Genomic DNA, 13,068 nt, shown 5'->3' on the forward strand with positions numbered 1-13,068 from the left:
GCCATCTAGTCAAAATTAACGCTTTAGTTAAATTGAAGTAATCAAAGAGAGCCGCTATCTAGCGGCTCTCTTTGTTTTAACCTCAGCCTTACAAGCAGCGCGATCCGGACTTTACGAATAGACCGGCAATGCAGTCGTGTCCGTCTCAGCCTTCCCTCGCTTAGCGCCTGTTAGCCGTGCGTTAGCCGCCCGTTAGCCCTTCTCTGACAGAAACTTATTTCGCCGTTACCATTCGGCAAGGTTGTGTTGCCATATCCAATCGGCCCGCTCATTGCGAAACCATGACACATCCGTGTCACATCGCTCAATCAAGCCATCCGGGTCACGCAATATCCAACCTGACCGGTCAAACGCCGAGGTTCATCGTCGGTGTGAGCATGCTCGTTCGCTTTCCCAATGTGTTTCGTGTCACGCGTATCAAGCCGTCCGTTTCGCGTAGTCGTAAAACCGCTGCACCCATAACCATCAGCTATCCGTTCTTAGCCGATGGCTTTTCCGGCGGTAAGTGCCAAGCGTGTCTCCGGTCTTCCAACCCGTAGCCGTGCATACGCGCGCCGCCTGCCTGCTCATTCACTCGCGCAAGAGGACACACATGAAGACGAAACTCATCGCAGCGCTCCTTGCAGCAGCGCTCGCTCAAGTCGCCCTTCCTTCGCAGGCGCAAGTTGCCGGCTCGCAAACGCTCGGCATTACCGTGCAGGAATCCACGGCCATCCTGGGCGGCTGGAGTATCAAGAAATCCATCCTCAACAAGCCGGTCGTCAATGAGAACGGCGACCGGGTCGGCGTGATTCACGACATCATCGTGGCGCCGGACAAGTCGGTGTCTTTTGCGATTGTCGCGGCCAGCCAGTTTGCCGGCGTCTCGCATCACGACGTCGCCATTCCTATCGAGCAACTCGATATCGTCGGCGGCAAGATTGTCTTGGCGGGTGCAACGAAGGCGGCCATCAAGGCGCTGCCTGAGTTTGAATACGCGAAGATGCCCGCGACGCCGAAACCGCGCGCGGACTTCCCGGACCATCATTGAAATTGATTTGAAATGTTCGATTTGAAATGACTCGGCGGGTTTGCTGCGGCGTTAAGCTCGATGCCGCAGCAACTGCCCCACGTGTCGCAAAAGTCTAGCCCGGCAGCTTCGCTGCCAATACATCGATCTTCATGATTTGCGGCGGCGAGGCGAACAGTTCGCCCGCCTTCGCCATCAGCGCCTCGGCGACCTTGCCGGAAAGATGCGCGTCGCGACCGGCTTCATCGGGAAAGGCATCGAAGATTCCGAACGTGCTTGCGTCCAACTGCAGCGCGAACCATACGGTTGTGGCTGGCTCCTGCTCGACCAGCGCGAGGCCGCCCAACAAGAACGCCTCCACATCTTTCTCCTTGCCGGGTTTTGCTTCCAACCGGACCCACAATGCTGTCTTGACCATGTCATCCTCCGTGTACTTGGACTCGCGTGTTCCGTCTGGAGACGCGTTCATCGATCATAAAACTTACGTGCTTACCCGTGCTTACCTGCAAAAGCGCGACAGGCCCTGCGAGGACAAATAACAGCGCAGAGTGCAGCGCTAAAAAAGAAACCCGCGACTGGACGCCACGGGTTCCTTTCACATGCCGATGCACTCAGCGCCCATCATGCCGGCACGCTTTCCGCCTTTTCGGCCCGCGACCATACGCGATGTTTCGACATCGCCGCAATAAACGCCTTCATCACCTTCTTCGTGTCGCTGCCTACGCTGATACCCTCGTCACCGGTCGGCAAATGTGCGGCGGCCAGCACGTCCTCGCCGTCACCCACCGCACCGATCGCCTTGAGATGCTTGAACGATTCGAGCACGAAGTGGCGGGCATCGCCGGATTCCGACAGGAGCTTCGCGCTCGCTGCGCCGCCGGCCACCACCACGCCGTCGAACATGATCGATGGCAAACCGAGAATGGTCGCATCGACCTCCACGCCGTCGCCCAACGTGCCGAGCTGCGGTGCGATCACTTTTGCATGCGCACCTTCCGCCATCAGCGCCTCCTTGATCGCCTTGATGGTCGCAACATCCGCACCCTTCGCGGCGAGAATGGCAACCTTGCGCGTCTTCACCGACGGCTTGGTCTTCGCGACAATGCTCAACGCTGGCGACTCAGCCAGCGAGGACTTGCCCAATTCCGCCGCGCTTGCGCTCGATTTCGGCGCCGGCAAGCCGAGATTTTCGGCAACACGTGCGCACAGTTCGCTGTCGATATTCGCCAGGATTCCAAGCTGCCGCTCGCGGATAAACTTGCGCTCGACCTTGCTCAGCTCGAACGAATACGCGCCCACGATGTGATCCTTCTCCGGCTTCGTCATGCTGTTCCAGAACAGCGTGGCTTGCGAATAATGATCGGCGAAGGACTCGCTGCGCTGGCGGATCTTCACGGCATCCACGCGCTCAGGGTACGTCTCAAACCCGCCGCCCATTGCCGCCGGTTCGGTTTCCGTCGGCCAGCCGCTATCGATGGAATTGGGTTCGTACGAAGCTTGCCCGCGATTAATCGTCATCCGGTGTTTCGCATCGCGCTGGTTGTTGTGCATCGGCGCGATGGTGCGGTTGATCGGGATCTCGTGAAAGTTCGGACCGCCCAGCCGGCTGATCTGCGTGTCCGTGTACGAGAACAAACGGCCCTGAAGCAGCGGATCGTTCGAGAAGTCGATGCCCGGCACAATGTGTCCGGGACAGAACGCCACCTGTTCCGTTTCCGCGAAAAAATTATCCGGATTACGGTTCAGCGTGAGTTTGCCGAGCATGGTGATCGGCACCGTTTCTTCGGGGATGATCTTGGTCGGATCGAGCAGATCGAAGTCGAACGAATGCTCGTCGTCCTCCTCCACAATCTGTACGCCCAACTCCCATTCCGGGTAGTCACCCATGTCGATCGCTTCCCACAGATCGCGCCGATGAAAATCCGCGTCCTTGCCGGCCAGCTTCTGCGCCTCGTCCCACAAGAGCGAAGCCGACCCAATAGTCGGACGCCAGTGGAATTTAACGAACCGGCCCTTGCCCTCTGCATTCACCAGACGAAACGTATGGATACCGAATCCTTCCATGGTGCGCAGGCTGCGCGGAATGGCGCGGTCCGACATGGTCCACAGCACCATGTGCGCAGACTCCGGCACAAGCGAGACGAAGTCCCAGAACGTGTCGTGGGCCGAGCCGCCCTGCGGCATTTCGTTATGCGGCTCCGGTTTGACTGCATGAACGAAGTCGGGGAACTTGATCGCGTCCTGAATGAAGAACACGGGCATGTTGTTGCCGACCAGGTCGAAGTTGCCTTCTTCGGTGTAGAACTTGACGGCAAAACCACGCACATCGCGCACGGTGTCCGCTGAGCCGCGTGAGCCCTGCACCGTCGAGAATCGTACGTACACCGGCGTTTCCTTGTTCGGGTCCAACAGGAATGCCGCTTTCGTCAGGTCGGTATGCGCCTTGTACGGCTTGAACACGCCATGCGCGGCTGAACCGCGTGCATGCACGATGCGCTCAGGAATCCGCTCGTGATCGAAGTGCGTGATTTTTTCACGCATGATGAAATCTTCGAGCAGCGAGGGTCCCCGAGGACCGGCTTTAAGGGTGTTCTGGTTATCGGAAACCTTGACGCCCTGGTTGGTCGTCAGCGCTTGATTCGTCGCATCCGAGCGAAACTGCTCAAGACTGTCGAGCTTCGGATTGGTGTTGTTTTGCGAGGGTGTCCGCGCAACTGCGCTGGTGTCTTTTGAGGGCGCGGGCGCGCCAGCGTTCTTCTTCGAGGTCGGCATCGGGGGAACTCCAGTGTGCAGTTGAAGTGGCGCATCAGACATGCGCTCGTTCGTCCGTTCGCAACTTGTGTTCCCGCCGACCCCGTTTATCAGACTAAGGCGCGGCGCTCCACTCTCCGCTCGACTCCCCGATTGTTGCGCGCTATTTTGTTTCAACCTTACGTTGCTGCAGTGCGCGAATCCGGCCCATGGCCTCATGATCAGTCGTTGCGGCCTGATACATCTTCGCGAGATCCGCCTTCAATTGCGTACGCGAACCGCCGTCAAGATAGATCATGTGACCCGACGGATAGAACTTCGCCGTCAAATTCGCCCGCACAGTTTTATCGATGAGCGGCATTTGCTGCAGGTCCAGCACGGTCTGGTAGAACGGCGTCACGAAGTCGTAGAAACCATTCGCCGACAACACCTTCAAGTCGATGTTGAGCGCCATCACCGCAGCCAGATCACCCGCCGTATAGAGAATGATGTTGCCCTTCGCGTCCACACCCTTCTGGGCGCCCGTCGGGTCCGTGTGATGGAAATCCCAGTTGGCAAAAGCCTGGTCGTTCAGGTCCGTGAACGACGACGTGGACGTGAACTTCAGCTTCTCGTTCAGGTACTCGTTCCACATTGCCGTATAGACACCGGTCACCGCCGTCATGGTGGGATCGTTACCGCCGGAGTTCGGATCGATCTTGCCCGCGATACCCGTCTCGATACCGGTCACGCGGCCATCGTAGGAACCTAGCGCCACGCCTTTGGACTTCAGCAGCGTGGTGAGAAAGAGCGAGTTGCCGCGGCTGTCGTAAGAAGCGACGTCGAGACTCCACGCGATCAGCGTGGCTTTATCGATACCCGTGTATTCGGTCAGCTTCTCCACGGTGTCGTTGTCGGTCTGCGGAAATTTGCGCAGCGCCGCGAGGTAATCCGTACGCGCGAATTGCGCGACTTCCTCGGAGAACGTCAGCAGATCCGTGGGCCGTGGATGCACACCCAATTTCCGATGAAACCAGGCATCGGCCGCAGCGGTCGGCAACGCGCCCACCGGATTGCCGGATTGCGTGTAGTCGAGAATGGACGACTGCAGCGTGATGCCGTTCAGGTCCACGCCGTCCTCGTGCAAGAGGTACGCAAGCACGCAGCTTCGCGCCGTGCCATACGACTCGCCATAAAGAAATTTCGGCGAATTCCAGCGATTATTTTTCGTCAGGAAGCGCTTGATAAATTGCTTGAGAGAATTCGCGTCCTGGTCAACGCCCCAGAAATTGATGTTTTTGTTCGGTGCAATAGCCGCTGAATAGCCCGTGCCGACCGGGTTGATAAACACGAGATCACTCTTGTCCAGCAAGCTGTCCGGGTTGTCCTCCATCTGGTAGGGCGCAGGCGGCGTGAATCCGGGCATCGACGTCTTGATGCGTTGCGGCGCGAAGGACCCAAGCAACACGAATACCGACGACGACCCCGGTCCGCCGTTATAGAAAAATGTGACCGGGCGCGATTCTTCAGTCTGATTGTCCTGCGTGAACGCAACATAGAACAACTTCGCCTCGGGCTTCGAACTGCTCGGATCGACAATCACAAGGTGTCCGGCCGTCGCCGTGTAGTCGATCGTCTTGCCGCCTATGACGGCCGAGTGATGCGTGATCGCAGCGTTTTCGTCGGTTTGAGTCGCGTCGATGGAATCATCGGGACCGTTGCCGTAAGCGGTCGAATCGAAGTAAGGCTGATCCCCTGCTACGGAAGACTTGGTTGAAGGCGTGCCTGAAGGTGCGCTTGAAGGTGCTTTTGAAGATGTCTTTGCCGCTGAACTGGAGTTCGTCATGATTGCTCCCTTGCCGGTGTTGTTGGAGTTCTTGCCTGGCCCATCGTCGCAACTTGTCTACTTCAACTCATCTGATCTCGACCTGCAACCGCTACTTCAGCGCCGCCGCGACTTTCACGCCGTCCGGGCTGCCCAGCCCCGTACAGGCATCCCACCCAACTGACGCCTTGAAGCTGCCGTTGTTGCCCTGGGTGATGTCGTGGCCCGCCGTCTTCGCAGCGTACAGCTTCGGGTTGAGGAAACCCACCGGCTTGCCCGCCGCCGCGTTGATCCGGGCGACTAGCCCCGCCCAGAGCGGCGCGACCGCGCTGGTTCCGCCCACTACCGTCTGCGTCCCGCCGATAATTACATCGTAGCCCGTGACCGGCGACGCGTCGCCTGCGACATCGGGCACGCCGCGCTTGGTCAACGCCGACTTGCCACCGCTGACGCGCGTGACGCTCAGGCCGTTTTGCCAGACCGGCAACGCAAACACGGCGCTCACACCGCCGCCGCCTGCGCCGCCCTGCTCGCCGTCGTTCCACACCACTTCGCTGCTAATTCCTTTCGCCGATGCCTCCAGCTGCGTCCCGCCGCACGCGAGCACGTAGGGGCTCGACGCCGGGAAGTCGACGTGATCTTGTCCGTCCGCGGCGCCGTCGCTGGAACCGCTGTCGCCGGAGGCCGCGCACACGGTCACGCCCATTGCCGCGGCGGATTGCAGGACTTCATCGAATGCGTTTTGCGACTGCGACGTCCAGTTGGTTTCCGGGCCGCCCCAACTGATCGAGATGACCGATGGCTTGTTGGTATCGTCGTGGATCGCGCGGTTCACGGCGTCGATAAAACCCGCGTCGCTGTTGGTCGTGAAATACACCGCGATGCGCGCGCCCGGCACAATTGCACCGACAATTTCGATGTCCAGCGTCACCTCGCCGTCAGGCCCGTTCGGGTTACCCGTTGGCGCGTTGTTGGCCTGATCGACGCCAACCGCGACCACGTTCGGTTTGCCCACGCCCAATTGCGAAAAATAAGCGCTCAGGTCGCTTTCGCTATACCCCCCGCCCAGTTCGATAATGCCAACGCACTGGCCGCTGCCGTCGCCGCTGGGGAAGTCGTAGAGCCGCGCGAGATCGAGCGGCGTGTACGACGTGCTGGATTCGCTGCGCGCGGTCTTGAACGGCGGCCGGAAGCGAAAATGCGGACGCGCCTGCGGGCGGCTGTCGAGACCCAGCACGGCGGTCACCATGTCCTTCATGTCGTCCGGCACGTTCACCGGCCCCGTGCGCCCGCGATACTCGCCAATCGCGTGATGTTCGAAGCGCTCCAGCTTGACGCTGAAGGCCGCGCTGAACTGGGCGATGGTGCCCGACAGCACCACGCTGCGCGAGCCCGCATCGGCGCGGACTACGCTCAGACCATGCGCCTTCGCGAAGGCTTCCGTCTTGGCCACATCCTCGGCCGATGCCCCGAAGCGCTTGCCGAACTCATCGCGGGAAACCGGCACGGCATCGGCGGCGCCTGTATTGATCTTTTGCATCAACTGGCGGAATGCGTCCTCGTTTTGCCGCCGGAGCATCACTACGACCTCGATTTTTTCGTCCGGATTGCATGCGCCGATGCAACGTGCGCCTTCGGGTTGCGACTTGTCGCTGCCGGCTATTGGATGCTTGGTCATGACTTGTGGCTCCTTGCTGGTACGGGAAAATTCGTGTCGCGCGGATTCAGGGTTCGAGATGACTTGCCAGCGCTTATCTAGCGCTTACCCAGCGCTTACTGGCGACACCCTCGACTCGCGGGAGAGACCCCTGCTTGCTTCAGCCTGTTATCCGACACGGCGCGAGGGGCGCAGTTCCAGCATAGGCAAACGATTGCCTTCTGCTTATGCATCGGCGCCAGGAGGCTGTCAATTCGGCGTGCCCCCCGGTTTTGCGCTTGCTTCGGGGTAGATCACGGTGCCGTCGGGCTGGGGTAAAGCTTGTGGCGTAAGCGTCGCAGGCCTGACTTGATGCGGGCCCATGATGTGCAAGACGGTCTCGCCTCGCGCGAGCAGATAATCCGCCACAATCCGCCGATGACACCGCCACCACACGGCTTCCGAGCACATGATCGCGCAGCGCCGCGCGTGACCCAGCTCAAGCAGTTGTTCCAGGGCTTCGTGAAACGGTTCGCCCAGCGCGTAGTCGGCGTAGTTGCGAAACGCCGGATGGGTCCAGTAGGTGTTCGGTGATGGAGCGTCCGTGTTGCGCTTGCCGCGCCGGCCGCCGAGCGCCGCCATGTGCAGGTAGGCAACACCCTCTCCCAGCAGCGAAGCCGGCAATGTCTCCAGATTGAATTGCGGATGGGTCCGCGATCTCGGAATGCTGCGGACATCGACCAGCAGTTCGATCTCGCTTTCCTTCAGCAAGCCGGTCAATTCCGTCAGCGAGCGCGTCGAGTGACCAATGGTGAAAAAAGGCGCGTTCATCAAATGTTCATCCGGCGATCCACGGGTCCGGCAATCCGGTGCGTGCGTCAGGACCGGTCTTCGGCATACTCCCGCCGTCCATGGCCGGACAGCCAGGGTTCGCGGCGGATACACCAGAGTTCGTAGGAGGGGTCGAGAAAGCCGGTTTCGTCGAAGGCGCCAATCGGCAAGTCGATCTCGTCACTGTTGACGTACGCCATGAACGCAACTGAGCCGCATACCGGGCAGAAGTGGCGGCGAGCATCGACGGAGCTTTGCCAGGCTTTGGTCGCGCCCGACATGGTGACCTGCTCCTCCGCATAAACCGCGTACGCCCCAAACGCCGAACCGTGCACGCGGCGGCATGTCATGCAATGGCAAAGACCAACGCGGTCCGGGCCCGACGTCGCCGTAAAGCGCCACGCGCCGCACGCGCAGCCCCCTTCATGTCGAACCTCCTGACCCGTGTTCTGAATCATGTCGTTCATCGCAGCCTCCCTATAATCTGGTATCTGTTATCTACTAGCATGCAGGATCCTTGAAGGATTCGGTTACCCGGGCAGCAGCGGCCATGGCAACAATCTTAGTAGCAATCCGCGTGGTAGCAACCTGCGCGCCGCGTCGGCTTCGCGACGTGCAAAAAAGCGCGGTTTTGCTACGATGACACCCCCACGAGACGGAGATGGCACTCATGAAGCACGTATCCCTGCTGGCTCTGCTCCCCTCCGGCGCGACGGTCACCGCCGCGACCGGGCCGTACGCCGCACCGGCCGCTCCCGATCTGGCAGCCTATGTGCTGTCGCACGAGCGTTATGACGCGGCCGAGAACGCGCCGTCTGCGCGCAAGGATTACAAAAACGTGCACGTCGCGGATGTCATGACCGACGAGTACGTGTTCCCGCTTGGAGATACAGGCAAGTCGATCGTGCTATCTGGCTATCAGATCGCAGCGGGATTTCTCGCTGAACGGGCCGCCGACGAATGGCTAGAACTTGCGCGTCAACAGCACGCGGCCAACGGCGGCTCGGACAGCGATGGCACACGGCACGTCCCCGATCCCGCTGAAGCTGATCAGTTGATGGACCGTGCGCTCGAATCCGCGGAACGCATTCTTGCGCCGTTCGAAGCGTCGCCAATCGCGTCGTTATTTGAAACGCACTATCGCGGCGGTCGCGAATTTCTTCGTTTGAGCTGGGAGGGTCTGCCGGAGGATCTGGTGCCCAAGTCGCGACGGCCGGCCGTGGTGTCGAAAGAGGCCACGGATCTGGCGCCAGCATCGGCCAGGCAGGATTACGACCCTTACGGGCTGCAAGGCACGAGCGATTACGACGTCGACAAGCCGTTGGCTTATCGTGAAAAGATCGGCCCGTTCCTGCTGACCATGACTTATCGACATGAATATCCGCAGGTCGACGACGAACGGCTCGGCACCGCGTTCGCGGTATTTCACGAGGCGGGCACGGACATCGTTGCGGCGGCGGTGGAATTGAAACTCGTGAAAGTGCCGCCCATCCAGAGTAGCGCGGACCTCGTTTATGTCCTCGATACCTACTCCGGCGAGATGCTGTCCCTCGCGCTCGCCGCCACCGAAGCGCTTGGGCCCGAGCGCCTGTGCAGCGTGTTCAATACGCATCGGGTGGTGTATATCAGCACGTGGGAAGTGAGGAAGGCATGGCGTGGCCAGGGCCTGGGGGTCGCGTTGCTGCGTGAAGCATTGCAACGTCTGCCCGCGGATTCCGATGGCCGTCCCGATGCTTTGTGCGTCGCGCCCGAGCCGTATCAGACCGAAGTGCGGTATCTCAGCCAGTTGCCGCCCGCGTTGCGTGCCGAGGTCGATGCGCCCGCGCACAGGCTCACCCGGCATCTGACGGAATGGCTGGATCGTGCAAACCTGCCGAACGTGAAGACGCATTTTTTCATCCCGATGGCCAAGCATGAAGGCATTGGATCGGCGGGGGAAAACGCGCGGCTGATCGACCGGATCATGGAAAGTGAAGCCTGATCCGATGCTTGTTGTTATCGATATGCAGGCGAAATTGATGCCGCATGTCGATAACGGCGCGGCTGTTTTACAGCGTTGCCTGACGCTGGTCAAAGCAGCTGATTTGCTCGATATCGCTGTACTTGTCACCGAGCAGAATCCGCGCGGCCTGGGTGCGAGCGTCGATGGCCTGATTGGCGAGCGGCATCGCGTGATCGAGAAAGAGACGTTCGATGCAACGCTATGTCCGGACTTCGTGGCGGCGTTGCCGTCGAAGGACACGGTTTTGTTTGTGGCCGGTTGCGAAGCGCATGTTTGCGTGTTGATGACCGTGACCGGCTTGCTCAAACTGGGCTACACGGTGGAACTGATCGCCGATGCGGCCGGTTCACGCGTCCCGGAGAATAAGGTAATCGCGCTAGCTAGAGCACAACAAGAAGGAGCGCTTCCTACCACCACCGAAACGGCGATCTTCGGCTGGTTGGGAAGCTGCCAGCATCCGCGTTTCAGGGACGCGTTGGCGCTGATTAAATAGCATCGGTGAAAATGCCTTCAGCCATGCACGCCGGTCATGGCTGGCATGAGCATATTTCGATTGTTGCGGGTTTTTGGCCTGCCTAGAGTGCTTTCACGCGTACGTTACGTACGGTTAGGTAGCGCTCCGGGATATCGAGTGAATATTTTTGCGACTGAATATCCATCTCCATTTCCCGCTCTCCGACTTCTCTGCTCAAGGCCACCATCATGACGACTCGCCTTTCCCGCCTCGCCCGGCGCCTCTTCGTGGCTGCGGCTTTCGCTGTGCCCTTAGCGGCCACGGCCCCCTTCGCTCACGCGGATGCCCTCGATACCGTGCAGAAAAACGGCGTGCTCCGAGTGGGCGTATTCATGGACTATCCGCCGTTTGGCGCTATCGGTCCGGATATGAAACCGCAGGGTTATGACATCGAGATGGCCGACTATCTGGCCAAGACGATGAAGGTGAAGGTCGACCTCGTACCGATCACCGGCGAAAACCGCATGGCTTATCTCGCGACCGGCAAGGCGGACGTGCTGCTGAGCGTGGGTCAGACGCCGGAGCGCGAGAAAGTGCTCGATTTTTCGCGACCATATGCGCCGTACTATCTCGCGGTGTTCGGACCGAAGTCGTTGCCGGTGAAAAGCGAAAAGGATCTGGCAGGCAAGACGATTTCAGTGGCGCGCGGAACGCTGGAGGATTTGAGTGTGACGAAGGTCGCACCGCCGGACGCAACGATCAAGCGTTTCGATGACCCCAATGGCGCCATTTCGGCGTTTCTGTCGGGACAGGTTCAGTTGATGGTGGTGGGCAACGACGTGGGCGCCACGATCATTGCGCGTAATCCGCCGATTGCGCCCGAGCAGAAATTCGCACTTTTTAGTTCACCCGATCATGTCGCCGTGAACAAAGGTGAGACGCGCCTGCTGAAGGAAGTGGATGCGGCTGTGCTGAAAGCGAAGAACGACGGCACACTGAACAAGCTCTCGACGAAGTGGCTCAAAGCGCCGTATCCGAGCGATTTGTAAACAAGACTGAACGTCGACGATGTGAAATGCAAACTGCCACCGAAAGGTGGCAGTTTGCGTTTTTGGCTGGTACGGTGACCGCGACTTATGCCGCCTTTGGCTATTTTTGAAAATGCTCGTTTGAGCGATTTAAATTCACAGCGCCTGGCGCTGCTACCTTAGCCGCTCAACTCTCGCAAAACGGCTCATTCCGAGCCCGCCAAGCTCAAAGCTGGAGGAAGGATCTAGTCGCGTATTTAGCCGCGTTAAGCTCCTCTGTCGTGACGGTTTTGCCCCTGAAGTTGACCTCGCTGGCGATGTAACTCCAGCTCCGAATCTGATCAACGAGGGCCACGCCTGGGCGCTTGAGGCTCTTGAGCGGAATCTCGGTCGCCCACTCTCTCACGGTGGACGTAATGGGCAAACCGGTGAAGCGGCCGGTGATCTCATTCACGACTGAATCGGAGATGATCAAGACCGCGCGATAGCCGTCCTGTTCATTGCCCTTGGATGGGCCGACGTGCAACCTGACCACGTCGCCGGCCTCCGGTATTCCATTCTTCATTCGATACCTTCACTCCACTGCGAGCCTCCGATTTACCGATGAATGTAGCCCTTACCTGCAATCCTTAACGGCAAACACCGTACCAGCGCGCCACTCGCTGATGGCACTGGATTTGCTGACTCTCATCGTCGCCATTCGCGCCATTGGCTTGCAACCCGCAAGACCCGAGCGAATGGTGCAAGCGCCTCTGTCAGCCAGACACGCCGACTTCCGCGACGCGTCCAGCCACACAAAGCGCTAAATCGATCGAGCGAGGAGCTTCATTTCGCCATGCGCCACACCAACGTCCCCTGCAACAGCACCCCAGACCCCGAATCATCCGAAGCGATAAAACCGTCGCGCCGCAGGTTCTTGCAATCCGCAGCAGCAGCGGCGGCCGTCACCGCCTCGCCGCTCGCCCATGCGCAGCAACCGGCAGCGACTTCCGCACCACCGCCGCCAACCCCCACGGTCACCACGGCCGCGCCGCTCATGCCCGTGAAGCTGACCATCAACGGCCATGCTTACGACATGCAACTTGAAGCACGCACGACGTTGCTCGACGCATTGCGCGAATACGCGAGCCTCACGGGCACGAAGAAAGGCTGCGACCGGGGCCAGTGCGGCGCGTGCACGGTGATCGCGAACGGCCGCCGCATCAACTCGTGCCTGACGCTCGCCGTCATGCACGATGGCGATTCGATCGTGACGGTGGAAGGACTTGCCAACGCGCAGACGCTCACCCTCAGCCCGATACAAAAGGCTTTCATCGATCACGACGCGTTCCAGTGCGGCTTCTGTACGCCCGGCCAACTGTGTTCGGCAACCGCGTTGATAGACGAATTCCGTGCCGGCGACGCCAGCGCCGCAACCGCCGATGTCCGCTTCCGTCCGCCCCAACTCTCCGACGATGAAATCCGCGAACGCATGAGCGGCAATATCTGTCGCTGCGGCGCGTATCCGAACATTGTCGCGGCGGTGAAAACCGTCGTGATCAATAAAGCTTAGG

Annotated in this window: 12 protein-coding genes; 5 read left to right on the forward strand and 7 right to left on the reverse strand. The window is 59.8% G+C overall.

Translation table 11 applies throughout. From position 1 onward, the window contains the following. Positions 1-592 precede the first annotated feature (592 nt). Positions 593-1,030, forward strand: coding sequence for a PRC-barrel domain-containing protein (locus GSQ93_RS30035; RefSeq protein ID WP_158939410.1), 438 nt, complete (start codon positions 593-595; stop codon positions 1,028-1,030). A gap of 94 nt (positions 1,031-1,124) precedes the next feature. Here the strand turns inward: GSQ93_RS30035 and GSQ93_RS30040 are convergent, their stop codons facing one another. The 6 genes from GSQ93_RS30040 to GSQ93_RS30065 all read right to left on the reverse strand — a co-directional run bounded on the left by GSQ93_RS30040 (position 1,125) and on the right by GSQ93_RS30065 (position 8,498). Next, entirely contained in the window at positions 1,125-1,427 is a 303-nt protein-coding gene (locus GSQ93_RS30040; protein ID WP_158939412.1) for a putative quinol monooxygenase, read from the reverse strand. Between the two features lie 203 nt (positions 1,428-1,630). After that, positions 1,631-3,781, reverse strand: coding sequence for a catalase HPII (katE, locus tag GSQ93_RS30045; protein WP_158939413.1), 2,151 nt, complete (start codon positions 3,779-3,781; stop codon positions 1,631-1,633). Between the two features lie 142 nt (positions 3,782-3,923). After that, the gene (locus GSQ93_RS30050) at positions 3,924-5,585 is read right to left on the reverse strand and encodes a S10 family peptidase (protein ID WP_158939415.1); all 1,662 of its coding nucleotides are present in this window, start codon (positions 5,583-5,585) and stop codon (positions 3,924-3,926) included. A gap of 91 nt (positions 5,586-5,676) precedes the next feature. Continuing rightward, positions 5,677-7,242, reverse strand: coding sequence for a protease pro-enzyme activation domain-containing protein (locus GSQ93_RS30055; protein ID WP_158939417.1), 1,566 nt, complete (start codon positions 7,240-7,242; stop codon positions 5,677-5,679). Between the two features lie 228 nt (positions 7,243-7,470). Beyond that, the gene (locus GSQ93_RS30060) at positions 7,471-8,031 is read right to left on the reverse strand and encodes a DUF488 family protein (protein WP_158939419.1); all 561 of its coding nucleotides are present in this window, start codon (positions 8,029-8,031) and stop codon (positions 7,471-7,473) included. Between the two features lie 47 nt (positions 8,032-8,078). Then, complete coding sequence (locus GSQ93_RS30065) at positions 8,079-8,498, reverse strand: GFA family protein (RefSeq protein WP_174254694.1); 420 nt, start codon at positions 8,496-8,498, stop codon at positions 8,079-8,081. Positions 8,499-8,701: 203 nt separating this feature from the next. On the opposite strand from GSQ93_RS30065, the gene GSQ93_RS30070 reads away from it, so the two are divergent. The 3 genes from GSQ93_RS30070 (at position 8,702) to GSQ93_RS30080 (ending at position 11,536) form a co-directional block, all read left to right on the forward strand. After that, entirely contained in the window at positions 8,702-10,012 is a 1,311-nt protein-coding gene (locus GSQ93_RS30070) for a GNAT family N-acetyltransferase (protein WP_254074136.1), read from the forward strand. Continuing rightward, complete coding sequence (locus GSQ93_RS30075) at positions 10,002-10,526, forward strand: isochorismatase family protein (RefSeq protein WP_254074137.1); 525 nt, start codon at positions 10,002-10,004, stop codon at positions 10,524-10,526. Before GSQ93_RS30070 ends, GSQ93_RS30075 begins: the two co-directional genes overlap by 11 nt. Before the next feature lie 209 nt (positions 10,527-10,735). Beyond that, complete coding sequence (locus GSQ93_RS30080; RefSeq protein WP_158939421.1) at positions 10,736-11,536, forward strand: transporter substrate-binding domain-containing protein; 801 nt, start codon at positions 10,736-10,738, stop codon at positions 11,534-11,536. 205 nt (positions 11,537-11,741) lie between these two features. Here the strand turns inward: GSQ93_RS30080 and GSQ93_RS30085 are convergent, their stop codons facing one another. After that, the gene (locus tag GSQ93_RS30085) at positions 11,742-12,080 is read right to left on the reverse strand and encodes a type II toxin-antitoxin system PemK/MazF family toxin (RefSeq protein WP_158939423.1); all 339 of its coding nucleotides are present in this window, start codon (positions 12,078-12,080) and stop codon (positions 11,742-11,744) included. A 270-nt stretch (positions 12,081-12,350) separates the two neighbouring features. On the opposite strand from GSQ93_RS30085, the gene GSQ93_RS30090 reads away from it, so the two are divergent. Beyond that, positions 12,351-13,067 (forward strand): 2Fe-2S iron-sulfur cluster-binding protein, encoded by a 717-nt coding sequence (locus tag GSQ93_RS30090; RefSeq protein ID WP_158939425.1) that lies wholly within the window; start codon positions 12,351-12,353, stop codon positions 13,065-13,067. The last annotated feature ends 1 nt before the right edge of the window (position 13,068 follow it).

The sequence above is a fragment of the Burkholderia sp. S171 genome (assembly GCF_009766085.1).
Lineage (GTDB): Bacteria > Pseudomonadota > Gammaproteobacteria > Burkholderiales > Burkholderiaceae > Caballeronia.